Origin of the sequence: Streptomyces sp. NBC_00523, assembly GCF_036346615.1 — a bacterium.
Lineage (GTDB): Bacteria > Actinomycetota > Actinomycetes > Streptomycetales > Streptomycetaceae > Streptomyces.
This window is the reverse complement of the sequence record NZ_CP107836.1, coordinates 4,217,466-4,241,639: the sequence shown is the minus strand read 5'-3', so window position 1 is coordinate 4,241,639 and position 24,174 is coordinate 4,217,466. Positions and strand designations below refer to the sequence as shown.

Genomic DNA, 24,174 nt, shown 5'->3' with positions numbered 1-24,174 from the left:
AGTCCCCGTGGGCCTGCTCGACACGATCCTGGGCCGCAGCAAGCCGGTCCGCCCCGACCTCGACCAGCTCTTCGCCGTCCCGTCCGCCGCGCTGACCCTCCAGGCCGCCACGGGCTTCACGCCGACGGGCCTCGGCTCGGTGTGCTTCGCGGGCGTGGAGGGCTCCGCCTTCGCCCGCGTCCAGCAGGACGTACGCGAACTGCTCGACGCGGACACGGGGCGCGGCGGCGTCCCGGTGGAGTTCAGCCGCGACCCGTACGGCTACACCTGGCTGCTGGCGCGCCGGCCGCCGGAGGACACCGCCGCGCTGGTCAACGACCTGCACGCGGTCAACACCCTGCTCCAGGACGGCGGCTTCGGCCCCCAGCTGCTGTGCTCGCTGGTCGCCTTCCGGGACGGGGAGGACCGCTCGCTGGCGCTGGTGTACCTGTACAAGCGCGGCACGTTCTATCCGTTCGCCCCGGTCCCGGGCGGCGCCGAGAAACGCGACAACCAGCTGGAACTGCAGGTCCGCGCGGCCCTGGGCGACGACCTCCGGGTGGAACAGGACCTGTCCCGGTGGTTTCCGGTGTGGGGGGCGCCGGGGGTCTGAACTCAAGCCCCATAAAGTTGAGTTGTGCACCGAACCCCCCGAAATGCGCCATGTCGGCGCTATGCTCTGCGGACTTCCGCGGCGCTGCGGAGAATTGGGGGGTCACCTGTGTTCAGCCTCACCATCGGCGCTCACGCGCACGGCACGCGCATCGAATCCCTTTACCGGATGGTCGACACCAGTGGGCTTGTCATCACCGTGCAGGGCCCCGGGGACCCGGCCGGTACGGCGGGGGCGGTCTTCGCGGCCGCTCCGCGCCTTTCGGACGATCACGAAGTCCGGGAGAACGGCATGATCGTGAGCACCCTGGCGCAGTTCCGCGTGCTCTGGGGGGTCGTCGGACATCCCGGGGGCAGCCTGGCGATCCTCACGCCCTTCTCCCTGTACGAGACCCAGGACCGGCGCGACTGGATCAGCCATTTCATTCGTGACGTGCTCGATCCCGTCAAAGCCCTCGACGGCCGCGGCTTCCGCGTGGGCGGGGGCGGCAACGGAACGGTGAGCGATTCCGCATTCGCCCACGCATTCGCACACGCGTACGTGTGATCTGCCCATCCGGGCGGCACGGATAACCGAGGAAACCACGGGGCATTCGAGGGGCGGAGATGTCACGGACCTGGAAGATCACGGTCATTGTCCTGGCGCTGGCCGGAATTGTTTCGACTCCGTTGATCTGGCTGCTCGACAGCCCCGACTCCGGGCAGCTCGTCGGGGCCTCGGTGCAGGGCGCCGCCGGCATCGCGGCCTTGGTCTGGGCGCTGTTCCAGAGCCCCGCGGGGCCGGTGGACGATGTCGCCGCGCACACCGGTGAGGCCGAGGCGGAGAACGGCGGCACCGCCCTCACCGGCGTCAAGCGCCCCAAGGGCAGGGGCAACGGTTCGGCGAAGGCACGGCGCACCGGCAAGGCGAAGGCCACCGGCAAGGGCAGCCGGGCGGTCAGCGGTGTCGACTACGAGTGAGCCGGCCCCGGCCGGTCCGCAGCCCGAGGTCACCGCGGCCGACACCGGCGCGGCGACCGCCGGGGGCGGCGGAAAGGCGGTGACCGGCTACGCGGGTCCCGTGCGGACGCCCGAGGGACCGGCGGCCGGTGCCGTGAGCGTGTCCGGGACCGGTGACGCGACGGCCCCCGCCGGGGGTGTGGCCAACACGGGCTACATCCACGAGCTGAACGTCAACACGCTCACGATGGTCGTGAAGCAGGGGCCCCGCGATCCGGCCCCCTGGCCGCACCAGGTCGGCCTGGTCCCGCCGCGGGCGCTGTCCTTCCAGCCCCGGGCCGAGCTGGACCGGCTGAAGGAGGCGGTCGCGTGCGGGGGCACCGCCGTGCTCACCGGCATGGGCGGCGTGGGCAAGACCCAGCTCGCCGCCGACTACGCCCACACCGCCTGGCTGAACGGGCGGCTGGACGTGGTGGTGTGGATCTCGGCGCGCAGCCGTTCCGCCGTGGTGGCGGGGTACGCGCAGGCGGGCGTCGAGCTGTGCCGGGCGGACGCCGCCGATCCGGAGCAGGCGGCGCGGGCGTTCCTGGCGTGGCTCCACCCCAAGGCGGGTGCCGCCCCGTGCCGGTGGCTCGTCGTCCTGGACGACGTGTCCGACCCGGCGGATCTGCGCGGCCTGTGGCCGCCCGCGAGTCCGTACGGGCAGACCATCGCCACCACCCGGCGCCGCGAGGCGGCCCTCGTGGGGCACGGCCGCCGCCGGATCGAGGTCGGCCTTTTCACGGAGGCGGACGCGCTCGCCCACCTCACCGCGTCCCTGGCGGCCCACGACCGCCACGAGCCCGCCGACGGGCTCGCCGCACTGGCGTCCGACCTGGGGCACCTGCCCCTCGCGCTCTCCCAGGCGACCGCGTATCTGGTCGACGCGGACCTCGACTGCGCCGCCTACCGCCGCCTGCTCGCGGACCGGGCGCGGACGCTGACCCAGGTGATGCCCGGGGCGGGCGCGCTGCCCGACGACCAGGAGGTCGCCCTGTCCGCCGCCTGGTCGCTGTCCGTCGAACGCGCGGACCTGCTCGACCCCGTCGGGCTCGCCCGCCCCATGCTGCAGCTCGCCTCCCTGCTCGACCCCAACGGTGTGCCGGGCGACGTCCTCGCCGGCCCGCACGCCCTCGCCCATCTCGCCGGGCACCGGCCCGAGGGCGCCGACCCCGTGGACGCGGTCCTCGCCCTCCGGGTCCTGCACCGGCTCAGCCTGATCCACCACACCCCGGACACCGAGCGGCAGGCGGTGCGCGTCCACCAGCTGGTCCAGCGGGCCACCCGTGAGGCCGTCCCGCCGGACGAGTACGAGGAGTTGGCCCGTACCGCCGGGGACGCCCTGCTCGACGCCTGGCCCGAGGTGGAGCGCGACAGCGCCCGCGCCCAGATCCTGCGGGCCAACACGGAGGCTCTTCGCGCCCATGCGGAGGGCCCGCTCCGCTCGCCCGGGGTGCACCCGGTGCTCTTCCGCGCCGGGAGAAGCCTGGGCGAGTCCGGACAGCTGGAGGCCGCGCAGGCGTACGGGCGCGATCTCCACGCCACCGCCGCACGCTTCCTGGGCCCCGACCACCCGGACACCCTCACCGCCCGCCACTACCCGGCCTTCTGGCAGGGCGAGGCGGGGGACGCCGCCGGGGCCGCCGCCTCCTTCGCCGCGCTCCTGGAGGACGGGCTGCGCGTCCTCGGCCCCGACCACCCGGACACCCTCAACGCCCGGGCGAACCTGGCCTATCAGCGCGGCGAGGCGGGGGACGCGGCCGGGGCGGCGGATGCCTTCGCCGAACTGCTGGAGGACCGACGGCGGGTCCTCGGCCCCGACCACCCGGACACCCTCATCACGCGGGGGGACGCCGCCGGGTGGCGCGGGATGACGGGCGACGTCGAGGGGGCCATCACCGGTTACGCGGAGCAGCTGGCGGACCGGCTGCGCGTCCTGGGCCCGGATCACCTCCACACCCTCAACACCCGGGGGAACCTGGCCTACTGGCGGGGCGAGGCGGGAGACTCCGCCGGGGCGCTGAGCGCGTACGAGGAGCTGCTGGCGGACCGGCTGCGCGTCCTCGGGCCGGACCACCCGCACACCCTCACGAGCCGGCACAACGTCGCGCGGTGGCGCGGGGAGACGGGGGACGCCGCGAGGGCCGCCGAGGAGTTCGCCGGACTCCTGGAGGACCGGCTGGAGATTCTGGGCCCCGACCACCCCAACACCTTCCTCACCCGGGCGAACCTGGCCCGCTGGCAGGGCGAGGCCGGAGACGCGGAGGGCGCCGTCCACGCGCTCACCGTCCTGCTCGCCGACGTACTGCGCGTCCTGGGGCCGGACCACCCCAGGACGCTCAAGGTCCGCTCCCTGCTCACGGAGTGGCAGGGCCGTCCGGGCGCCGCCCGCTAGGCCCTGTCTGACCATTCCCGTCTGCCGGGCGGACGACGGGAATGGTCAGACAGGGCCTAGCCTGCGCTCCATGGTGATCACGTACGAGTGGCGCGGCGACTTCGAGAACGGCGCCGTCGACGCGCTCCACGCGGAGGCGTTCGGGCACGCCCGGGAGGACACCGACTGGCGGACGCGGCTGCACCGGCACAGCCTGGGCTGGGTCTGCGCCCGGCGGGCCGGCCGGCTCGTGGGCTTCGTCAACGTCGCCTGGGACGGCGCCGTGCACGCGTTCGTCCTCGACACGATGGTCGCCCCGGACCTGCGCAACACCGGCACCGGCACCGAACTCGTGGCGACGGCGGCGCGCGGTGCCCGCGCGGCCGGCTGCGACTGGCTCCACGTCGACTTCGAGAAGCACCTGCGCCCCTTCTACTTCGACGCGTGCGGCTTCCGCCCGACGGACGCAGGGCTCATCGGCCTGCGCCCGGACACGGCGTAGAGGGATGTCCGGTCAAGGGTGCTCGAACCACTGGAGCACCCCCGTCGCGGCGAAGCACAGGGCGCCCGCGAGGGTGCCGATGTTGGAGATCGTCAGGCTCACCGGGACGTGGGCGCCCGGGGTGACCAGGTCCGCCAGGGCCGCGATCATGAAGAGGGCCGAGCCGGCCATGTTGACGGTGACGATCCACCAGCCGAGGTCGTGCGGGCGGACGCCCGTGGGGGCGTGGCACACCTCGGCGAGGGCGAGCTGGCCGGAGATCAGGAAGAGCACGCAGCCGATCACGTCCGGTGCCCACACCAGGCGGGCCGCCTGCTGGGTGCTGAGGCCCTGGAGGAACGAGTCCAGCAGGTTGAGCCCGAAGACCAGCGTGCCGGTGAAGAGCAGGAACGCGCTGAGCCAGTCGATGCGCATCGGCTCGTAGCTCCACCACCGCCATGCCTTCGTCTCCAGCCGGTACGCGCCGGGCGGGCGGCGCGGGGCGTTGACGGACTGGAGGAGGGACGCGTACCCCCCGAGGTTGAAGAAGAGGCCGCCGCCGAAGTACGTGGCCGATACGGCTGTCGCCGCCGCGCCGGTGAGCGCGAGCGCCGCCCCGGCCGCGAAGAGGAGGCCGCCGAGCGTGAACGTCACCGCGGCGACGGCGTTGAGCGTGCGCATCCGGGCGAGCGCCCGGGCGTCGGCGCGGTGGACGACCGGCGCGGTGCCGTCCGCCCGGCGCACCGTCAGCGACCCGCGTCTGCGGGCCCTGCGGGACTCCCACACGGCCTCGGCCCCGCCGCTCCCCCGCAGGGTCAGCCGGGTGGTGAACGGGCCCACGCCCTCGGCCAGTCTCCCGCCGTCCGGACGGTCCGGTTCCTCGTCTCGACGCACCCGCGCCAGTGTACTGTCCGAAATGTTCCAGAAGCCCGGAACGGACGGCACCAGGAGGTACGGACATGGCCGGCGTCATCCACAACACCGGGGACGTCCCGGACGCCCGGACGGCGCGGGCGGCCGTCTCGACCGGGCGGCTGCCGACGGCCGAAGCGGTCCGGTCGACGCTGGACCGCGTACGGCGGCGGTTCCAGGACGACCGCGAGGGGCAGGTCCCCGACTACATCCCGGAGCTCGCCGAGGTCGACCCCGAACTCTTCGGCATCGCCGTCGCCCACGTGAGCGGCAACGTGTACTCCGTGGGCGACGCGGAGCACCCGTTCTCGATCCAGTCCGTTTCGAAGCCGTTCCTCTTCGCGCTCGTCAACCACGAGCTCGGGCGCGACACGGTGCGCGAGCGGATCGGCGTCAACAGCACCGGGCTGCCGTTCAATTCGGTCCTGGCGGTCGAGCTGAACCACGGCAGCCCGATGAACCCCATGGTCAACGCGGGGGCCCTGGCCACCAACGCGCTGGTGCCGGGCGCGTCGACCGACGAACGCTGGGAGTTCATCCGGCGCGGCCTCTCCCGCTTCGCGGGCCGCGAACTGCACCTGGACGAGCGGGTGTACGCCTCCGAGTCGGGCACCAACCAGCGCAACGAGTCGATCGCCCGCCTCCTCGACAGCTACGGCGCCCTCGCCCGGGACCCCGTCGAGACCACCGACCTCTACACCCGCCAGTGCTCCCTGACCGTCTCCGCCCGCGACCTCGCGGTCATGGGCGCCACCCTCGCCAACGGCGGCGTCTGCCCCCTCACCGGCGAGCAGGTCGTGGACGCCGGGGTCTGCCGCGACACCCTCTCCGCACTGGCCACGGCGGGCCTGTACGAACGCAGCGGCGACTGGCTGTACGAGGTCGGCATGCCCGGCAAGAGCGGCGTCTCCGGCGGCATCATCACCGTCACCCCCGGCAAGGGCGGGCTCGCCGTGTTCTCCCCCCGCCTGGACGAGGCGGGCAACAGCGTGCGCGGGCAGCGCGTCGCCCACTTCCTGTCCGCGGCGCTGGGCATGGACCTGTTCGCGTCCACGCCTCACGAGGCGGCCGGGTAACGGCCGCCCTCGTGAATTCCCGCTCCCGGTCGGCCCTTGCCGCCGATTAACCTGCCCGTCGGACGACGAGTACGGGGGCGAGGCGTGTCGGGACAACAACTGGTCGCCGCAGTGCGGGCCGGGCGGGCGCATGCGGTGCGGGAGGCTCTGTGGGCGGGCGCGTGCCCGGAGGAGGACGCCGACGGCGTCCCCGTGCTGTGTCTCGCCGTCGCCGCGTTCGACGGGTACGTGGCGGAAGCGCTCCTGGAGGGCGGCGCCGATCCGCTCCGGCCGTTGCCGGACGGGCGGCACCGCCGCTGAGCCGGGTGTCCGTTGCCCCCTACGTCCGCTTGAAGTACTCGATCTCGCCCAGGGCGATCGGGTGGCCGTTGGTCTGGCCCGCGGCCTCGCGGATGGTGAAGCGGACCTTCACGACGTCGCTGATGCCCATGCGCAGGGTCTGTTCGCCCGGCTTGTCGGCCAGGGTCATCGTCTTCTCGTGGGTCTTGCCGTCCTTCGTCGTGATGGTCAGGTCCGCCCGGGTCGGCCGGGCGCCCTTCTGGAAGGTCTCCGCCTTCGTGGAGACGCCCGTGTGGACCGTGACGCCGACCAGCCGGAAGGGGTCCTCGAACTCCGCCGTCAGCGCGTCCCCCTTCTTCGGGGCGCCCCAGTACGTGTTCGTCACCCCGTCCGTCGCCGCCTTCGCCGGGTGGCCCGGGGCGGAGGCGTTCGCGGAGACGTGGAGCGGGCTGACCTCGCCCGTGCCGCCGAGCTTGTCGCGGACGTCCTCCACGACGTAACGGCCCGCCGGGACCAGCAGGAAGCCCGCGACCAGGAGGCCCGCGATCACGAGGGCGATGAGACAGCCCCGCAGCAGCCTCCCCGAACCCGCCCTCACCCGCCGGTTGAACGGCCACCGGGTCCGCCACCAGGGCAGCGGAGCCGCCTGGTCACGGGGCTTAAGGGGCTCGGCGCAGTTCCGGCAGAACGTACGGCCCGGGCGGTTGTTCGTCCCGCACGAGGGGCACGGCTCGCCATCCGGTTCCTCGTCCGCCGATGCGGTCCTGACGGTGGGCCGGGCGACGATCGGGACGCCGGGCAGGACCGCGCCCACGGGCTCCTCGGCCGGTTCCGGTTCCGGCTCCGGTGGTCTCGGCTGCGCCGGCTGTACGGGGGCGGGCGCGGGTTCCGGTTCCGGGGCCGGGTCGGGGGCCGGTTGCGGCACCGGCGCGGGGGCCGGCCGGGGTTCTGGTTCGGGCGCGGCGGGTGCGGGGGGCGCGGCGGGGATCGGGGCGGTGCGCCGCTCCGGGGCCGGCGCGGGGGCCGGGGCCGGTGTGTCCGGTGCCGCAGGCGGCTCCGGGGCCGGCGCCCCGGGCCGGGCCCGGCTCGACCAGCCCAGATACGTACCGCAGCTTCCGCAGAAGTCCTCGTCCTCCGCGTTCGCGGCGCCGCAGGACGGGCAGGGGCGGGTCATGTGGGGCTCCCGGTGATCTCGACCCGGCAGGCCAGGTGGGCCGGGCAGGAGGCGCGGGCCACGGCGAGGACGCGGGGCTCGTCCAGGGGGTGGTCCGTGTGGATGCGGATCAGGAGTTCGCCCGTCGGGGCGGGCGGCAGCGCGGAATCCGGCTCCGACGACCACGTGACGCCGCCGCCGTCCTGGATGTCCGCCTCCACGCCGAAGCACAGGCGCAGGAGGTCCGCCAGGCCCTGGCGGGTGCCCCGGCGGCGGTGGAGTTCGACGGCGCGGGCGACCGCGGCTCGGCGGCGGTCCTCCGGCCAGGCCGGGTCGATGCCCGCGCCGACCCAGGAGGAGAGCCAGGGGAGGAAGTCCGCGGGGGCCAGCGCCGGGTCGAAGTACGCCGGGAGGTTGTCGAGCGTGGACAGGACCGGGGCGAGGACCGTGTCCAGGCCCGCCGTGAAGCGCTGGGCCAGGTCGTCGTCCGCGTACAGGGCGGGCAGCAGCGCGCCGATCGGGTAGCGGCTGGGGAGGCCGGGGACGGCGGCCCTCGTCATGAGCGCTCCTCGGTGGCGGTGGCGGCGGACCTGGTGGCGGCGGACCTCGTCATGCGCGCTCCCCCGCAGCCGACACCGCGATCTGGTGCTGGTGGGAGAAGACGAGCGCGTTCGGCGCCACGTCGATGCGGTCCACCGCGCCGCCGCGCCTCCCGGTCAGGGGATCGGCCGGGAACAGGCGGACCTCCTCGACGAGGCGGACGCCGGGCACGTTCTGGAGGGCGGCGAACACCTCCCCGTACTGCACGGGCCTGCCGAACGGCCACCCCGTGCCGTCCGCGCCGCCCCGCAGCGGATCGAGGAGGCGGAAGAGCGCGTCGAGCGCGGCCGTCCGGACGCGGTCCGTCTCGCCCTCGTCCGCGACCAGGCCCGCGACGACGGTGACGCCCTGGTACGCGGGGGGTTCGACCACCAGGCGGGTGCCGACGAGACGCCGTTCGTCCAGGCGCCCGGCCACCGTGGCGAGCACCGAGTCCGGCGGGATCAGCTGCTCGAAGCGGAGCCGGCCGCCCTCGTCGGGGACCGCGTCCGGCACGACCAGGACGCGGACCGCGCCGCCCTCGCCGGGCGCGGCGGGCAGGCAGCGGACGCGGCGCAGCGAGGGTGCGGCCTCGCGGGCGATGGCCTCGTGGTCCTCGGCGGTGACGGCCCGCTCCTGGACGCGCAGGATCTGCGGCGCGCGCAGCTTCGCGTTCTCGACGGTCTCGCCGTCCACGCCGCCGCGCGCCGCCTCCCGGTTGTCGACCCCGGCGACGTACGGGACGGAGCTGCGCAGGACGCGGATCGCGCCGCGCGCCACGTTCCCGGCGGCGCCGCCGCCCGTGCGGTAGCGGGGAAGGCGGATGTGGGCGCCCTTCTCCGGCACCGCCCCGTACGCCCGTATCGTGCCGTCCTCCTCGCGCACCTCGGGCGGGAAGGCGAACCGGCCCCCGACGGCGTCGATCCGCACGTGCCGGTCGCCCGGACCGGACGCGCCGAAGTGCTCGACCGGGGTCCAGGTCTGCCAGCCGTCGGCCGAGGACACCTCCACGAGCGGCGGTTCCCCGTCGAGCAGGACGGGCGTCCGGGGCGCCGCGAACGTCTGGCCCGCGACCCCCTCGGAGGTGCCGAGCGGCACGTCGTACACGGTCTCCGCGTGCTCGACCCCGGCCGTGCCGCCGACGGTGAAGACCTCCGCCTCGCGGATCGTCGGGGACTCGGAGTAGAAGGGCTGGCCGGGGGCGGCCTCGGTGACCCGGCAGCGCAGCCAGCCCGCGCGGATGCCCGCGGTGACGGACGCGGTGTGCCCGGCGGGCACGAACACCGTGATCTCACCGGGCTTGTTGAGCCCGCCGGTGGAGTCGACGCCGGTCGCGCACGGCACCCAGCGGGCCCCGTCCCACGCCTCCCAGACCAGCGGCGGCTGCCGGGGGTCGACGCCGACGCCCTCGACCCGGCTGTCCAGGCGGACGGCGACGATGCAGCGCGGCACGGCGGTGGGCAGCCCGAACAGGAGGGCGTCGCCGGGCTGGGGCCGGGCCTGGAAGCAGGGGATGTCCCGGCCCTCGGCGAGTGGCGCCGTGCGGTCGGTCTGCTCGCCGGACGCCGGGACCGTGACCAGGCGGACCAGGGAGCTCGGCACGATCGCCAGGTCCTCGTCGGTCGAGAAGACGACCGCCTCCTCCGTCTCGCCGCGCGCGGTCGCCACCTCCGTACCGGCCGGGAGGCGCACCGTGTCCGGCTGCGGCGCGGACAGCCAGAAGTCGACGTCGGCGCGGGCGGCCGTCGGCGGGAAGAGCTGCACGCCGAGCAGGTCCAGGAAGGCGAAGTAGTTGCGGTCGGGCACCCGGTTCAGCCGGTAGAGCAGCTGGTCGACCATGTACGCGAACGTCTCGATCAGCGTGACCCCGGGGTCCGACACGTTGTGGTCGGTCCACTCGGGTGAGCGCTGCTGGACGTACCGCTTGGCCTCGTCCACGAGCTGCTGGAAGCGGCGGTCGTCCAGATTGGGCGGGGTCAGGGACATCAGCGGGCTCCCGCCTCGGGGATCGTATAGAAGGGGAAGACGAGGTTGCGCAGGTCGTTGGTGGACCGGACGGTGTAGTGCACGTCGATGTAGAGCGTGCCTTCCTCGACGGTGTCGTACGCGACGACCACGTCCCGGACCTCGATGCGCGGCTCCCAGCGCTCCAGGGACGTCCGCACCTCGTGGGCGATCCGCCCCGCCGTCGCGCCGTCGCCGGGGGCGAAGACGTACTCGTGGATGCCGCAGCCGAATTCGGGCCGCATGGGGCGTTCGCCGGGTGCGGTGCCGAGGATCAGGCCGATGGCCTCCTCGATCTCCTGCTCCCGCTCGACCATGCCGATGCCGCCCGTGGCGCCGACGCGCAGCGGGAAGCCCCAGCCGCGCCCGATGAACCCGTGCTCGCTCATATCGGGCCCCCGATCAGGACGTTGGGCGCGCCCATGAGGATCTTCGCGCCGCAGGTCGTGGTGTCGCCCATGCGGGCGGCGGGCAGCCCGCCGATCAGGACCGCGCCGCCGACGGCCGCCGGGTTCGGCATGATGACGTTCCCCGGGCCCAGCAGGGCGTGCGGGGGCACGACGCACACGTGGAGGCTTCCGGTGACGGCGGCGGGCTTGCCGCCGATCCACACGGTGGCGACGGCGGCCGCTCCCGGGGGCGGGGTGCCGATGACGCCCCCGTGGACGGTGGGGTCGCCCGTACGGGCTGCCTGGGGCATGGCTGGTGATCTCCTCGGTGGAACGCGTCAGTTGATGCGGACGAGTGCGGCCTTCAGGACGGCGAGCAGGCCGCCGTCGATGGTCACGCCGGTCTTGCCGTTGATGGTCACCGACGCGCCCTTCACCTCGACGTTCCCGGTGCCCGCGTCGAGCGTGATCCCGGTGCGGCCGAGCGACAGGGAGCTGAGGACCCGGCGGGTGCCGCGCGCGTACACCTTGAGCGCGATCTCGCCGCGCCGCTCGTCCAGCACGACCTCCAGCTGCTCGTCGCCGGTGGCCAGCCGGACGCCGGACGTGCCGCGCGGGGTGTCGAGCAGTTCGACGCGGTTGCCCGAACGGGACACCAGCGAGCGGCGGTTGAGCTTGCCGCTGGTCGGGTCCACGAGGGGGACGTCGTGCGGGGACGGTTTGTCGCGACCGTTGTAGAGCCCGCCGAGCACGTACGGGCTGTCGATCAGGCCCTGTTCGAAGCCGACCAGCACCTCGTCGTTGACCTCGGGGCTGAAGACCCCGCCGCCGCCCTGGCCGCCCCACTGCACGGTACGGACCCAGTCCGTGACGTAAAGGTCGTCCAGCCAGGGGAACTTGAGCTTCACCGAGCCGCTTTCCTTGCCCCGGCCCTCGCGGATGTCGGTGACGATGCCGATCGCCAGGCCCGGCATCCGGGCCCCGGGCACGGGCGCGCCCGGCCCGCCGGTGAGGCCGGTCAGCGAGCGGTCCGGGTCGGTGCTGACCAGGACGGTCGTACGGTAGCCGCTCTGCGGGTCCAGGGTGTGGTGGGCGGCGGTCGCGGTGTAGCGCCCGGCGAAGTCGGGGCCGACGTTGCCGAGGGCGACCGGTTCGCCCGCGCGGAGCTTCGGGTTGCCCTCCGCGACCGCCTCGATCTCGCCGAAGCCGGAGGAGACGCGTCCGGCGACGGCACCGGCGACCGCGCGGGCCTCGGCCTGGGTCCGGTACGGGGTGTCGGCGACGGTCATCCGGGCGTTCTTGCCGAACAGGGCGGCGGGCGTGGACGGGTTGGCGCCCGGGCTCACCGTCTCGGAACGGATCGACTGCTCGCGGGCCAGGACCCGGACCTTGTTCTGCACGTCCCAGCCGCGCACCTCCACGCTGTCCGCCCCGTCCGAGGCGGACAGCACGGCCCGCAGCGCCAGCAGGTTGCGGCCGTACTCCAGGACCATCGGGTGCTTGGACGCGGAGGTGGACGGGGACGGCGCCGAGGAGGCGGGCTTCGGCTTCACGAACTGGAGCACGCCCTTCTCGTCCACCCGGACATGCGCCCCGCACTCCCCCGCGAGGTACTGGAGGAAGTCCCAGTCCGAGATGTTCGGCTGGGTCAGCTGCTTGTACATCACCGGGGCCGCCTCGACCTTCCCGCACCGCAGCCCGGCGTCGGCGGCGACCTTGCGGACGATGTCGGCGGCCTTCATGTTCCGGTACGCGACGACCTTGCGGCCGCGCCGCAGCCGGTGCGCCTTGGAGAACGCGCGGACCACGGTGAACGATCCGGTGGTGTCGCTGTCCAGCTCCAGCGCGGTCACCTCGCCCGTGAACAGCCGCTCGCGCGCCCGCTCATGGACGGTGACCACGGAGATCTTCAGCTCGGTGCCGATCGTGATCCCGGTGGCGGTGAGCAGCGTGTGGTACGGGTCGCGGTAGGTCAGGACGGCGCTGTCGGGCAGCCCGATGTTCTCGTCCACCGCGCAGCTCACCAGCTGGGCCGCCCACGCCTGGGGCAGCTCGGCGGGCGCCTCCACGATGGGATCGGCGGCGAAGGAGCGGGCGGGGCCGGTCATCGGGCTGCCTCCGGTACGCCGTCCTCGGCCGCGCCGTCCTCCAGCGCGGGCACCAGGAGTTCGCTGCCCGGGGGCAGGTGCATGGGGTCGTCGATGCCGTTCGCCTCCGCGATCGTGCGCCAGGCCGTGGCATCGCCGTACTCCCGCCAGGCGAGCAGCGGCAGGCTGTCCCCGGCGACGACCGTGTGCGTACGCCGGGCCTCCCGCGAGCCGGACGTGGGGTTCTGCCCGGCCGGGTCGACGCTCGCCTCCTCGATGGACAGCGAGCAGGTGGCGCGCAGCGGCTTCCCGTCCACGTCGAAGAGCGTGTACGAGACGGAGAGGCTGGACAGTACGCCGTCGAACGATGTCGTCCGCGAGGTCCCCCAGTCGAAGCGCACCCACGGGCTCGACGGCTTCTTCCGGCCCAGGCTGCTGGGCGTCGGCACGCAGGCCGTCATCAGCTGCTCGACCGCCTTCTCCACGGAGTTGTCGTGCGTGGCGGTGGCGTCGAGAAACACGTCGAGGGACAGGGAGCGCGGCCCGCTGCCCACGAATTCGGGCAGCGCGGACTCGCCCGCCGTGCGGGACGGCGTGCGGCGCCACTCGGTGGACTTGCGCAGCGAGAGCGTCGCCGGGTTGAACTGGAGCGTCAGCCGGGCGAGGGTCCCGCCCGGCTTCGCGCCGACGTCGGACGGCGGCTCCATGATGGTCAGCTGTGCGCGGGCACGGCTCGTGCGGGCTGCGGCTGGCACGGTTTCCCTCCTTCCGGTGCGTGGTGGTGGCGGCGCATCAGGAGGGCACCAGCCCTTCGTGCGCGATCTCCAGCGTCTCGACGGCCGCCTGTGAGCTGGCCGGGTCGAAGGACGGCCCCTGCCAGCGGACCGGGACGATCCCCTGCACCTGCCAGCTGACGATCCGGCTGAGGTCGGGGCGCAGGGCGACGATCTCGCCGTCCTTGCGTTCGACGCGTTGCGTCGTCTCGTTCAGCCAGCGGGCGATCTTGAGGGTGTCGGCGGTGACGGGGCGGGTCAGCGTGATGTTGGTCCACGTGATCCGTCCCGGCAGCTGCCAGGTGTACCCGTTGTTGCCGCCCTCGGCGTACTGCTCGATCTCCACCTCGGCGCCGAGCCCCGAGCAGGTGTGGAACGCGCCGAGGTCGCTGCCGCCGATGGTGAGCTTGAAGAACACGCTCGTCGCGAAGATGTTGTCCGTCATCTGCTGCTTTCTCTCTCAGCGCCGGCCGTCGTACGGGCGTCCGGAACGTTCGCGGCCCCGCCGCAGGTCCGCCCGGAGGAGCCGGGCGACGGGGTCGATGAGGCGTCGGGCGAGGTCTTCGACGTCCACGTCCGGGGCGGGCTCGGCGGGCCGCTCGGGCGCGGGGGCCTGGGCGGGCTGCCGCTGGACGACGGTGACCGGCACGCCTGCGAGGCCGTGGTGGGCGACGGCCCGCTGAACCGCCTGCGCGTCGGCCTGCGGGGCCTTCGGCCGTACGGCGCGGGGCTGCGGTACGGAGGGCGCGCCCCCCTCCGGCTCGGGCCCCGCGGCGGGCGCACCGGGCTCCGCCGCGACCGGCATCGCGAGGCGCTGTACGGGGGTAGCGGGGCCGCCGGACGGGTGCGGGCGGACGACGGGGCCCCGGGGCGCGGGCCGCGGTTCGAGCCCGGCCGGTACGGGGGGCTCCTGCGGCGCGGCGGACCGGGCCGGGAGCGGCGCGTGCGGGCGGGGCGCGGCGACGGGGTCGGCGGCGACCCGCTGGACGACGGAGGCGGCCGGGGCGCCGGGAGCGGTCTCCGCGCGCGGGGTGTCGCGCCGCCAGGTGGCCGGTACGACGGGCCGGGACGCGGCGGCTTCGCGCGCGGTGAACCCTTCGGCGGCCCCGGTGCTCACGACGAGGGTCCGCGCGGCGAGGAGCGCGCGGGAGCGCTGGACGGGGGCGGGGCGCGGGGCGGGCCGGACGCGGACGGGGCCTTCCGGGGTGCGTTGGATGACGGGCGGCGCGGTGGGCGTCTCCGGGGTGCGTTGCCCCTCCGGGGTGCGTTGGACAACGGGTGGCGCGGCGGGGGCGGTGCGCAGGGGCATCGCGGAGGGCGCGGCGAGACCGGGCTGCGCCGGGCGCGCGGCATCCCTCGCGGTGCCCGCGGTCGGCGGGAGGGCGGACAGGGGCGCGCCGAGTCCGCCCCGGGAGCGGGCGTGGGAGCCGGGGGCGCTGGGCGGGGTGCGCGGGGCCGGGTGCGCGGGGCCCGCCTCGCGGGCGGACGGGGCGAAGGGGGCCGCTCCTGCGGGGAGTTCGCGCAGGGGCTTGCCCAGGGTGGGGCGGACCGGGGCGGCGGAGGCATCCGCCTGGCGCCGGACGGGGGCGGCCGGGGCCGCCACGGGAGGCCGCACGGGACCGTCCGCCGGACCGGCGGGCGCGTCCATGTGCCGCTGCACCACCGGGAGGAGGGGGGCGCTCGAAGCGTCCGCCTGGCGCTGGACCACGGGCAGGCCGGGGCCGCCCGGGGCCACCACGGGCGGCTGCGCGTCCAGCGTCGGACGCACGACGGGGTCGGCCGCCGGACCGCCAGACGCGGGTGCGTCCGCCTGACGCTGCACCACCGGCAGTTCGGGCCCGGCCGGAACTCCGGAGGCGCCCTCCTGACGCTGGACCACCGCCTGCGCGGGACCGCCCGGGGCCGCCACCGGCGGCTGCCCGTCCAGCGTCGGACGCACGACGGGGTCGGCCGCCGGACCGCCAGACGCGGGTGCGTCCGCCTGCCGCTGCACCACCGGCAGTTCGGGCCCGGCCGGAACTCCGGAGGCGTCCGCCTCACGCCGGACCTCCGGCAGGCCGGGGCTCCCCGGGGCCGCTACGGGCGACCGCCCATCCAGAGTCGGACGTACGACAGGACCGGCCGTCGAACCGTGGGACGCGGACGCGTCCACCTGCCGCTGCACCACCGGCGCGGCAGGACCACCCGGGCCCGCCACCGGCGGCTCCCCATCCAGAGTCGGACGTACAACGGGACCGGCCGCCGGACCGGCAGACGCGGGTGCGTCCGCCTGACGCTGCACCACCGGCAGTTCGGGCCCGGCCGGAACTCCGGAGGCGTCCGCCTCACGCCGGACCACCGGCACGGGAGGACCACCCGGCACCGCCACCGGCGGCTGCCCGTCCGGCGTCGGACGCACGGACGGACCGGCGGACGTGTCCGCCTGCCGTTGCACCACCGGCAGCTCAGGCCCGCCCGGCATGGGCTGCTCCGAGGCGCCGGAACGGTCCGCCTGGCGCTGGACCACGGGCACGGCAGGCCCGTGGTCCAGCGCCACCGGCGGCTGCCCGTCCAGGGTCGGGCGTACGGCGGACGCGTCCGCCCGGCGCTCCGGCCCGGCGGCGGGCGGGGCCGAGGGGGCGTCCACGGCGGGCCGGTCGCCCGAGGGCGCGCCCGGCGCAGGACGTGCCACAGGCCCGCCCGGGTCGGCGGCGGACGCGTCCGCCCGGCGCTGGACCACCGGCAGGTCGGGCCCGGAAGGCTGCGAGTCCGCAGCGGCGGGCGGGGCCGAGGGGGCGTCCATGGAGGGCAGTTCGGGCGAGGGCCCGCCCGGAGCAGGCCGTACCCCAGGTCCGGCCGGGGCCCCCGGTGCGTCCGTCCGGCGCTGGACCACCGGCGCGGGCACCCCGGACGACGGGACGGCCGACACCGTGCGCGGGGTGTCCTTCGCCGGGCGGCGCGCGACGATCAGCGGGGGCGCGGTGCGCCGGGCGCGTACCGGGGCGGGGTTCTCCACCGGCGGCACGGCGGGGCCGGAGGCGCGGGACGCCGAGCCGGAGACGGCCCGGACGACACGCCGGGGCGCCGGCGGGGCCTGCGTACCGGGGCCGGGGGGCGTGGGCCCCGGGTCCGTACCCGTATCGGCGCCCTCGGGCGCCGAAGGCGCAGCCGCGCGCAGCACCAACGGCGCCCCCGAGGGCGCGGTACGCGGGGTGCCCGGGGTCCGGGCCACGCCGTGCACGAGCCCCACCGGGGCGGACGGGAGCACCGCGTGGCCCAGGCCGCCGTCGCTGTAGGCCACGTTCTGCCAGGACGCGAGGCGGGAGCGGAAGCGGAGGCCGTCGCTGACGCCGATCGAGGACCGGGCGACGGTCACCGTCGGCGGCGCGACCCGGCGCCACCCGCCGTCCCAGTCAGCACCGGGACCACCGGGACGCGGGGAGGTCTCGGCCGCTCCCGGGTCCGGAGCGGCCGATGCCTCCCCGGACTCCGGCCCGCTCGCGGGCCCACGCCGGAACCAGCCCCTCAACTCCACGCCCTCACCCGCTCTCGTTCACGCGGGTGTTGATCCGCGCTATCTCCCTCACCCATTCCTGCCGCTCACCATGGGTGAGGTCGAGGATCTCCTCGCGCTGCCAGTGGAAGTGGTAGGCGATGTACGCGATCTCCTCCCGCAGCCGGGAAGGCGCGTACGTCACGATTCCCCCAGGCGCTCACCCGACAGGTCCACCTCGAACGAGCCCTGGCACAGCGGGCAGGTGACCGCCGCGTGGGTGTGGCCCTCGCTGTTGATGCGGCGGTAGAAGTCCTGGAGGAACGCCACGTCGGTCGCGTACATCCGCTCGACCACCCCGGCGTGCACGTCGGTGATCGTGCCGAGACGGGTGATGACCTGGCTGAGGAGGACCACGCTCAGGTACGCGGGGTTCTCCTTGACCCGGAGGTCGATCTGCGGACGCAGCTCGTCGCGGGCGGTGGCGAGCCGCATGGTGCCGGTCCGGTGGGTCCGGCCCTCGTCGTCCAGGTACCCGCGCGGCAGCTCGAAGTCGAACTCGTCGGGACGGCGCGCGGCGGCCGGGGCCGGGGTGGGTGCGGGGGCCGGGGCGGCCTCGGCCGGCGCCGGCGCGGCGGCGGCGAGGCTGTCCAGGACCTCTTCGAGGCCGCCGCCGGAAACGGTCCTGCGCCTCATTCGACCACGATCTCCTCGAAGGTGATGGTCACCGTCTCGGTCGCCGCGCTGGACTCGCCGGCCTTCAGCGAGGGGCCCTCCCAGCGGCTGGCCCAGCCCTGCATCAGCTGGATGCGGCGGACGGTGTCACCCTTCGAGTCCTTGATCTCGATGGTGAGGTTCTGCCGCGCGGTGTCGACGGCGCCGTTGTTCAGCGTCTCCTTGATCCACTTGGTGAACTCGCTGCTCTTATCGAGTCCCCGGGTGATCGTCACCTCGCCGGCCTGCCGCGCGCCGGGCTGCTTGCGGATGATCTGCTTGCCGGTGGAGGTCACCTGCCGGACCTCCACCACCTCCTCCTCGACGGTGAGGCCGCTGATCTCCTGGATGGACTCCACGAGATAGCCGCCGAGCTGCACGCCGAAGACGTGGGTGGAAAGAGCGTCGCCCTCTGCCATGACTGTGTGTCACCTGTTCCGTTCGCTGTCGTCGTCTGCTGAGTTGCTGCGGGAGAGGGCTGCGGTCACTCGTCCACGAGGCTCGTGCTGTCCGAGAACTGGGAGAGGCGGAAGACGACGAACTCCGCCGGCTTCACGGGCGCGACACCGATCTCGCAGACGACCTGGCCGAGGTCGATGGACTCCTGCGGGTTGTTGTCCCGGTCGCACTTGACGTAGAACGCCTCCTCCGCCGTACGGCCGAAGAGCGCGCCCCGGCGCCACTCCTCGGAGAGGAACGCGGTGACGTTGCGCCGGATGCTCGACCAGAGGCGGTCGTCGTTGGGCTCGAACACGACCCACTGGGTGCCCAGGAGGATGGACTCCTCCAGGTAGTTGAAGAGCCGGCGGACGTTGAGGTAGCGCCAGGCCGGGTCGGAGGAGAGGGTGCGGGCGCCCCAGATCCGGATGCCCCGGCCGGGGAACGCGCGCACGCAGTTGACGCCGATCGGGTTGAGGAGGTCCTGCTCGCCCCGGCTGAGGCGGAGTTCGAGGTCGAGCGCGCCCCGGATGACCTCGTTGGCGGGCGCCTTGTGCACCCCGCGCTCGCCGTCGCTGCGAGCCCAGACACCGGCGACGTGGCCGCTCGGGGGCATCAGGGTCTGGCGGCCGGTGGCCGGGTCGAGGACCTTGAGCCAGGGGTAGTACACGGTCGCGTAGCGCGAGTCGTAGCCGGCGTCGTCGTTGCGCCAGGTGCGGACGCGCTGGGCGTTCATGCCGGGCGGGGTGTCCAGGACGGCGACCCGGTCGCCCATCTGCTCGCAGTGCGCGATGAGGGCGAGCTGTACGGCGCGGACGCCCTCGTCGTCGATGTCGCCGCGCTGGTGGGCGCTCATCAGGTCGGGGACGGCGACCATGGTGATCTCGTCGATCGCCTCGAGGGCCGCGATGCCGGTACGCGCCGACGCGTCGCCCACGTACTCGGTGGGGCCGGTCCGGCCGGTGGTGGACGCGTCCGGGGTGGCGGGCGCGAGGGTGAGGCTCTGCTTCTCCGGGCGGGACTGCGCCGTGCCGGGCTGCTCGGTGACCTCGATGAGCTTCGACTGGCGGGCCTGGGTGACCAGGTAGCCCTTGACGTTCTTGCGTACGGAGGTGTCGAAGGTCTCCACGACCTTGCCGCCCTGACGGACCAGCAGGCGGAAGCGGTCCTCCGGCGGGTTCTCGCCCTCGGCGTCGGCGACCTCGATGGAGATCCCGTCGCCGGCGCCCGGCCGGGCCGAGACCAGGAAGCCGCCGACGGCCACGGAGGGGGCCGTCGCGGGAGCGTCGCCCTGCGGCGCGTCCTCGGCGGGGCCGCCGATGCGCACGATGTACGCGGCGCCGCCGCCGTTGCTGAAGAACCCGTGGACGGCGAGCGTCAGATACGTGTCCGGGGTGAAGGTGCCGAACGACGAAACGTACTGGTCCCAGCTGGTCACCAGCGTCGGCCGGTGGAAGGGACCGGTCTCCGCGAAGCCGACGAAGGCGGCGACCGCGGTGCCGACACCCTCGATGGGCCGTGCTCCGGACTGCACCTCCTCCACGTATACACCTGGGGTGAGGTACGACGGCATGCTCGCTCCTTCGGCTGGTCAGACGTTCGCCCGCCCAGTCTTGCCCGCACGTACGCACGGGCAGTAGGCCCCAAAGTCCTGGCCCGGGGGCAGGGCCACTGCCTTTCCGGGCCCGCCCGGGCACGTCTCACGCCGCCGATTAATTTCAGCCAGAAACTACCCGGGCTCCCAGCGGATTCGGCTGGATTTCCACGGTCGCCCGGGGCAACCCGAGGCGGCCCGATCCACTCCGCCCGGCCGGACCGGAAGTGGTCCAGTCCATTCGCCGTTTCCGGAAATGCCCGGGAATCACCCGGGTGTCACCCCGATTCACCGGCTGCCCGCACTCCGCACATTTACGCGTCCAGTCGCTCCGGGCGTGTCAAGGTGTGTGGAGGGACACATCCGAATGAACGCCAGGTGGCGCATCCACGCAGGTGGGAAACCCGTCTGTTCACACGTCCGGAATGAATGGAAGAGGACCCGGCGCTATCGTTCGTCCGGTGAGACATCGGTCAGCTCACCGCTGACATTGAGCACTTGGTGACATCCGGAAGCCTGCTTACCGGTGGCCGGAGTCCCAGGCTTTGCGCAGGTCACAGAAACGGTGACTGCGGCCTTCTCCTGAATCTGAATGGGGGTGACCCAGTGATAGTCCTGGTTCCTGAACGTCTCCAGGGCAATGGTGGTGATCTTCCGCTGCCCGAAGGAGATCGTCAGCAGCCCCTCGTCGCCCTGGAAATTCGCGACGACGATGTCCGTGACCCCGAAAGTCTTGCCTTCCGGAACCACATAGGTACCGGTCTTCCGGCCCCCGGGAGCGGTCTGCACGTCGATGGTCTCGGACATCTGCTGCGGGTTCCCGCCGCCGCCCGAGCCGCCGCCGCTGCCACCGGTCGAGCCGGAGCCGCCCGTCGCACCGCCGGACCCGTCGGCGCCGCCCGACGCCTCCCCCTTGCCCTGGGGGTCCTGCTGCCCGCCGCCCGAAGCCGAACCGCCCTGCCGGGGCTGCCGGTTCTCCTCCTGGGCGGCCTTGGCGCCCGCCTCCTTGGCGGTGGAGCGGACGGCCGGGCGCACCAGCGCGAACCAGGCGAGCAGCAGCGCGAGGATCGCCGCGAGCAGGATCAGCAGCCACTTCGGGAACACCGGGATCTGGGCGAACTCGCCCTGAAGCGGCTCCGGTCCGCCCTGCCGGGGGTTCTCGGCCCCGGCGTCCTCCGGCTCCCCGGCCACCACCTCGAACGGCCAGGCGGCCGGCGCGCCGAACCAGATCAGCTTGCGGGCCCGGACCTTGAGCCCCGCCTCGGCGGACTCGCCCGGCTCCAGCTTCCGGCGCTCCGGGGTGAACGCGAGGCGCAGTTCCTCGCCCTGCTGCCGGCCCGCGAGCGCGACCTCCGTGGGAGCGTTCCCCAGGTTCTGCACGACGGTACGGAAGCGGGCCCCCAGCCAGCCGCGGCGGCGCCCCGGTTCCAGGCGGGCGCGCAGCTCGTGGAACGGCTCGACCACCACCGTCATCTCGGGGACGGTCACCGACTCGGGGTGCTCGGCGGGCAACACCCGTATACCCAAAGGCTTCTCACCGGCGCGGACCTCGTGGGACCGGGGCGGCGCGAAGCGCACCGTGACGGTCTCGGAGGTGCCGGGGTAGAGGGAGACCCGGGCCGGCTCCACCGTGGTCCACGCCGCACAGTCGCCGACCACGTCGAGGGTGTACGCCTCGACGATGTCGCCGTCGTTGCGCACGGTGAGCGTGGTCGTCGCTTCGGCGCCGGGCGTCACCGTCACCGTGGGCATTGCGAGTTCGGCAGATGTGGTCACCCTGCGACGTTAGGCCGCACCGTGTCCCCGGCAGCAGGGGCGCGAGGGCAATGTGCGGGCAGGGGCGGTGCCCCGGGGGCACACCCGCGCCGGATGCCCGCACCGCATCCCCGGGCCAGGTCGCCCTGCCCGCGCGTGACGTACGCGTACGGCACCGGATGTTGCGGAATTCGGCGGAAGCGGCCCAGAAGGACGAGCACATGACCACGATCACGACAGACATGACGACGACGGGGGCGGCGGCACACCGCGCCCTCTCCCCGCCCGAGCAGCCCGCGCCGGGCATACCCGCCCCGGCGTCCGGCCGGGTCTCGGTGGCGGTGTACGCGGAGGACCTGATCCTCCGGACCGGGGTGGTGCAACAGCTGCGCCTGCGACCGGAGATCGACCTGATCCCGGAGGCGGAGGCGGACCGGGCCCAGGTCTCCCTGGTGGTGGTGGACATGGTGAACGAGCCCGCCGTCCAGCTCCTGCACCGCCTCCAGCGCAACACGGCGACCCGGACCGGCCTGGTCGTCGGCTACTTCGAGGCGGGCGCCCTCCAGACGCTCATCGAATACGGGGTGGCCGCCGTGCTGCGGCGCGGGGAGGCCGACCAGGACCGGCTGGTCCATCTGGTGACGGCCATCGCGAAGGGCGAGGGGGTCCTTCCCGGGGACCTCCTCGGCAAGCTCATCGACCACGTCAGCAGCCTGCACCGCTCGGTCCTGGACCCGCGGGGCCTCTCGCTGTCCACGCTCACGACCCGGGAGGCGGAGATGATCCGGCTGGTGTCGGAGGGCTACGGCACGGCGGAGATCGCGCAGAAGACCTCGTACTCCGAGCGCACCGTCAAGAACGTGCTGCACGAGGTCGCGACCCGCCTCAACCTGCGCAACCGGGCACACGCGGTGGGGTACGCGATGCGGCACGGCCTCATCTGACGCACCGTCCGGTACCGGGAGGGCAGCTGCGGTTGCCCCCTCGGTGCCTGGCGGCGGCCGTCCGGCCGGGGCCCCCGTCCCGGGGTCTGCCCCGGTGCCCCTTGCCCCGGACCGGGGCGGACCGGTCTGGTGGCGGTGAACCGTTCGTGGAAAGGCAGACCATTGTCCCAGCGTGAGCACCGTACCGACCGGACCGCCGAGACCAGGTCCGCCCCAGCGCGCGGCCCGGCGCCCGTCGAACGGGCCGAACTCCTGGAGGTCCAGCGGACCCTGGGCAACGCGGCCGCCCTGCACCTGCTGCGGCGGGCCGGACAGGCGCAGGGGGCGGCCCCGGAGCAGCCCGCCGTGCAGCGCTCGGCCGTCCACGACGTGCTGAACGGCAGCGGCAGGCCGCTGGAGGCCTCGCTGCGCGCGGAGATGGAGTCCCGGCTCGGCGCGGACTTCTCGGACGTACGCGTCCACGACGACGCGGCGGCCCGCGCGTCCGCCGCCGGGGTCGGGGCCCGCGCCTACACCAGCGGCCACCACGTCGTCATCGGCGAGGGCGGCGCCGACAAGCACACGCTGGCCCATGAGCTGACCCACGTCATCCAGCAGCGGCAGGGGCCCGTCTCCGGCAGCGACAACGGCTCCGGACTGCGGGTCTCCGACCCCTCCGACCGCTTCGAGCGGGCGGCCGAGGCCAACGCGCACCGGGTGATGCGGGGCGCGGCCCCGGCCGCGCACGAGGGCCACGCGCACGAGCACGCCCACACGGCCGGGGACGGCGTCGTCCAGCGGGCGCCGCAGCAGACCATGGGCCGGAACATCGCGGCGGGCCTCGGCCAGTACGGGGCGCAGATCGGTGAACTGGCCGCCAGGATCGGCACGACGAGCGAGAACGTGATCAACGCCCTGCTCGATCCCGCCTACGACCCGATGGGCGCGCACGACATCGCGCCCGAGATCCTGGACAGCAACCTCAAGGACCCGATCGAGTACGCGGCGTGCTTCCCCACCGCACACGATCTCTTCCCGGTGCTGACCGACCCCGCCGTGAACCCGCCCCGGCAGGGGCCCAACCCGGAGAAGGCCGCCGACATCCAGGAGTTCCAGGCGGCGGTGCACACCCTGACGGACTCGATCCGGGAGGCATGGTCGGAGGGCCTGCAGTCGGTGTTCCGCATCGAGTACGCGGGGCACGGATTCACCCTGGTCATCCGGATCGCCGAAGACGGGCAGCCGCACATCGAGCTCATCGAGAGCCTGGCCCACGCGGCCGGGATCACCACGTCGCTGAGCAACGCGCCGGGTATGACGGTGGAGCATGTCCTCGACGCCCTGACCGCGATGTCCTCCGGTGACGTCGCCGAGCGGGTGCGGGGTGCGCACATGCTCGGCTGGAACGCCCACGCGCTCTACCTCGGTGACCCCCAGCCGACCGAGCAGGAGCGTTTCCCGCAGACCCGGATGAAGTGGTGGCGGCAGCCGCTGTCCCCGCAGGCCGGCGACAACTGGTTCGCCCAGTTCAAGCTGCGCTTCAACTTCGTCGCCCAGACCTACGGCACGACGCAGCTGACCTGACGGGACCGCGGCAGCCCC

The 24,174-nt window shown here is 74.1% G+C and carries 24 protein-coding genes; 9 read left to right on the top strand and 15 right to left on the bottom strand.

Translation table 11 applies throughout. The features are described 5' to 3' along the window. Positions 1–7: 7 nt before the first annotated feature. The 5 genes from pspAB to OHS17_RS19280 all read left to right on the top strand — a co-directional run bounded on the left by pspAB (position 8) and on the right by OHS17_RS19280 (position 4,445). Positions 8–592: a PspA-associated protein PspAB gene (pspAB, locus tag OHS17_RS19300; RefSeq protein ID WP_330313189.1), complete on the top strand. Its 585-nt coding sequence runs from the start codon at positions 8–10 to the stop codon at positions 590–592. Positions 593–700: 108 nt separating this feature from the next. Next, positions 701–1,138, top strand: coding sequence for a hypothetical protein (locus OHS17_RS19295; RefSeq protein WP_330313188.1), 438 nt, complete (start codon positions 701–703; stop codon positions 1,136–1,138). Positions 1,139–1,197: 59 nt separating this feature from the next. Beyond that, a complete protein-coding gene (locus OHS17_RS19290) occupies positions 1,198–1,551 on the top strand; it encodes a hypothetical protein (protein ID WP_330313187.1) in 354 nt (117 codons plus the stop codon). After that, positions 1,535–3,964, top strand: a complete 2,430-nt coding sequence (locus tag OHS17_RS19285; RefSeq protein ID WP_330313186.1) for a tetratricopeptide repeat protein — start codon at positions 1,535–1,537, stop codon at positions 3,962–3,964. Before OHS17_RS19290 ends, OHS17_RS19285 begins: the two co-directional genes overlap by 17 nt. A 70-nt stretch (positions 3,965–4,034) precedes the next feature. Then, positions 4,035–4,445, top strand: a complete 411-nt coding sequence (locus OHS17_RS19280; RefSeq protein ID WP_330313185.1) for a GNAT family N-acetyltransferase — start codon at positions 4,035–4,037, stop codon at positions 4,443–4,445. A gap of 12 nt (positions 4,446–4,457) precedes the next feature. Here OHS17_RS19280 and OHS17_RS19275 read toward each other — a convergent pair whose 3' ends face one another. Further along, on the bottom strand, positions 4,458–5,318 hold the full coding sequence (locus OHS17_RS19275) for a hypothetical protein (RefSeq protein ID WP_330313184.1): 861 nt from the start codon (positions 5,316–5,318) through the stop codon (positions 4,458–4,460). A 65-nt stretch (positions 5,319–5,383) separates the two neighbouring features. Between OHS17_RS19275 and glsA the strand changes: the two genes are divergently transcribed. Both glsA and OHS17_RS19265 read left to right on the top strand, forming a co-directional pair. Continuing rightward, positions 5,384–6,412 carry a glutaminase A gene (gene glsA / locus OHS17_RS19270; RefSeq protein WP_330313183.1) on the top strand — a complete coding sequence of 343 codons (1,029 nt, stop codon included), beginning with the start codon at positions 5,384–5,386 and terminating at the stop codon, positions 6,410–6,412. Positions 6,413–6,496: 84 nt separating this feature from the next. Beyond that, complete coding sequence (locus tag OHS17_RS19265; protein WP_330313182.1) at positions 6,497–6,712, top strand: hypothetical protein; 216 nt, start codon at positions 6,497–6,499, stop codon at positions 6,710–6,712. A 19-nt stretch (positions 6,713–6,731) separates the two neighbouring features. Here OHS17_RS19265 and OHS17_RS19260 read toward each other — a convergent pair whose 3' ends face one another. The 14 genes from OHS17_RS19260 to OHS17_RS19195 all read right to left on the bottom strand — a co-directional run bounded on the left by OHS17_RS19260 (position 6,732) and on the right by OHS17_RS19195 (position 21,646). After that, positions 6,732–7,865: a zinc ribbon domain-containing protein gene (locus OHS17_RS19260; RefSeq protein WP_330313181.1), complete on the bottom strand. Its 1,134-nt coding sequence runs from the start codon at positions 7,863–7,865 to the stop codon at positions 6,732–6,734. Further along, positions 7,862–8,404, bottom strand: a complete 543-nt coding sequence (locus tag OHS17_RS19255; protein WP_330313180.1) for a phage tail protein — start codon at positions 8,402–8,404, stop codon at positions 7,862–7,864. Before OHS17_RS19255 ends, OHS17_RS19260 begins: the two co-directional genes overlap by 4 nt. Positions 8,405–8,453: 49 nt before the next feature. Next, the gene (locus tag OHS17_RS19250) at positions 8,454–10,409 is read right to left on the bottom strand and encodes a putative baseplate assembly protein (protein WP_330313179.1); all 1,956 of its coding nucleotides are present in this window, start codon (positions 10,407–10,409) and stop codon (positions 8,454–8,456) included. Then, a complete protein-coding gene (locus tag OHS17_RS19245; protein WP_018101386.1) occupies positions 10,409–10,816 on the bottom strand; it encodes a GPW/gp25 family protein in 408 nt (135 codons plus the stop codon). The genes OHS17_RS19250 and OHS17_RS19245 overlap by 1 nt, the downstream gene beginning before the upstream one ends. After that, positions 10,813–11,127, bottom strand: coding sequence for a PAAR domain-containing protein (locus tag OHS17_RS19240; protein WP_330313178.1), 315 nt, complete (start codon positions 11,125–11,127; stop codon positions 10,813–10,815). The genes OHS17_RS19245 and OHS17_RS19240 overlap by 4 nt, the downstream gene beginning before the upstream one ends. A gap of 27 nt (positions 11,128–11,154) precedes the next feature. Next, on the bottom strand, positions 11,155–12,924 hold the full coding sequence (locus OHS17_RS19235; protein WP_330313177.1) for a VgrG-related protein: 1,770 nt from the start codon (positions 12,922–12,924) through the stop codon (positions 11,155–11,157). Beyond that, the gene (locus tag OHS17_RS19230; RefSeq protein ID WP_330315299.1) at positions 12,921–13,610 is read right to left on the bottom strand and encodes a CIS tube protein; all 690 of its coding nucleotides are present in this window, start codon (positions 13,608–13,610) and stop codon (positions 12,921–12,923) included. The genes OHS17_RS19235 and OHS17_RS19230 overlap by 4 nt, the downstream gene beginning before the upstream one ends. Before the next feature lie 85 nt (positions 13,611–13,695). Beyond that, positions 13,696–14,121 (bottom strand): phage tail protein, encoded by a 426-nt coding sequence (locus OHS17_RS19225; protein ID WP_018101390.1) that lies wholly within the window; start codon positions 14,119–14,121, stop codon positions 13,696–13,698. A gap of 15 nt (positions 14,122–14,136) precedes the next feature. Then, positions 14,137–17,190 carry a hypothetical protein gene (locus OHS17_RS19220; RefSeq protein WP_330313176.1) on the bottom strand — a complete coding sequence of 1,018 codons (3,054 nt, stop codon included), beginning with the start codon at positions 17,188–17,190 and terminating at the stop codon, positions 14,137–14,139. Between the two features lie 4 nt (positions 17,191–17,194). Then, the gene (locus tag OHS17_RS19215; RefSeq protein WP_018101391.1) at positions 17,195–17,353 is read right to left on the bottom strand and encodes a DUF6760 family protein; all 159 of its coding nucleotides are present in this window, start codon (positions 17,351–17,353) and stop codon (positions 17,195–17,197) included. After that, positions 17,350–17,844, bottom strand: a complete 495-nt coding sequence (locus tag OHS17_RS19210) for a hypothetical protein (RefSeq protein WP_330313175.1) — start codon at positions 17,842–17,844, stop codon at positions 17,350–17,352. The genes OHS17_RS19215 and OHS17_RS19210 overlap by 4 nt, the downstream gene beginning before the upstream one ends. Continuing rightward, the gene (locus OHS17_RS19205; protein WP_018101393.1) at positions 17,841–18,281 is read right to left on the bottom strand and encodes a phage tail protein; all 441 of its coding nucleotides are present in this window, start codon (positions 18,279–18,281) and stop codon (positions 17,841–17,843) included. Before OHS17_RS19205 ends, OHS17_RS19210 begins: the two co-directional genes overlap by 4 nt. A 65-nt stretch (positions 18,282–18,346) precedes the next feature. Then, positions 18,347–19,873: a phage tail sheath family protein gene (locus tag OHS17_RS19200; RefSeq protein WP_161206926.1), complete on the bottom strand. Its 1,527-nt coding sequence runs from the start codon at positions 19,871–19,873 to the stop codon at positions 18,347–18,349. A gap of 468 nt (positions 19,874–20,341) precedes the next feature. Next, complete coding sequence (locus tag OHS17_RS19195; RefSeq protein ID WP_330315298.1) at positions 20,342–21,646, bottom strand: COG1470 family protein; 1,305 nt, start codon at positions 21,644–21,646, stop codon at positions 20,342–20,344. A gap of 224 nt (positions 21,647–21,870) precedes the next feature. Between OHS17_RS19195 and OHS17_RS19190 the strand changes: the two genes are divergently transcribed. Together OHS17_RS19190 and OHS17_RS19185 are read left to right on the top strand one after the other, a co-directional pair. Next, positions 21,871–22,593 carry a helix-turn-helix transcriptional regulator gene (locus OHS17_RS19190; RefSeq protein ID WP_330313174.1) on the top strand — a complete coding sequence of 241 codons (723 nt, stop codon included), beginning with the start codon at positions 21,871–21,873 and terminating at the stop codon, positions 22,591–22,593. A gap of 162 nt (positions 22,594–22,755) precedes the next feature. Further along, the gene (locus OHS17_RS19185; protein ID WP_443066141.1) at positions 22,756–24,156 is read left to right on the top strand and encodes an eCIS core domain-containing protein; all 1,401 of its coding nucleotides are present in this window, start codon (positions 22,756–22,758) and stop codon (positions 24,154–24,156) included. The last annotated feature ends 18 nt before the right edge of the window (positions 24,157–24,174 follow it).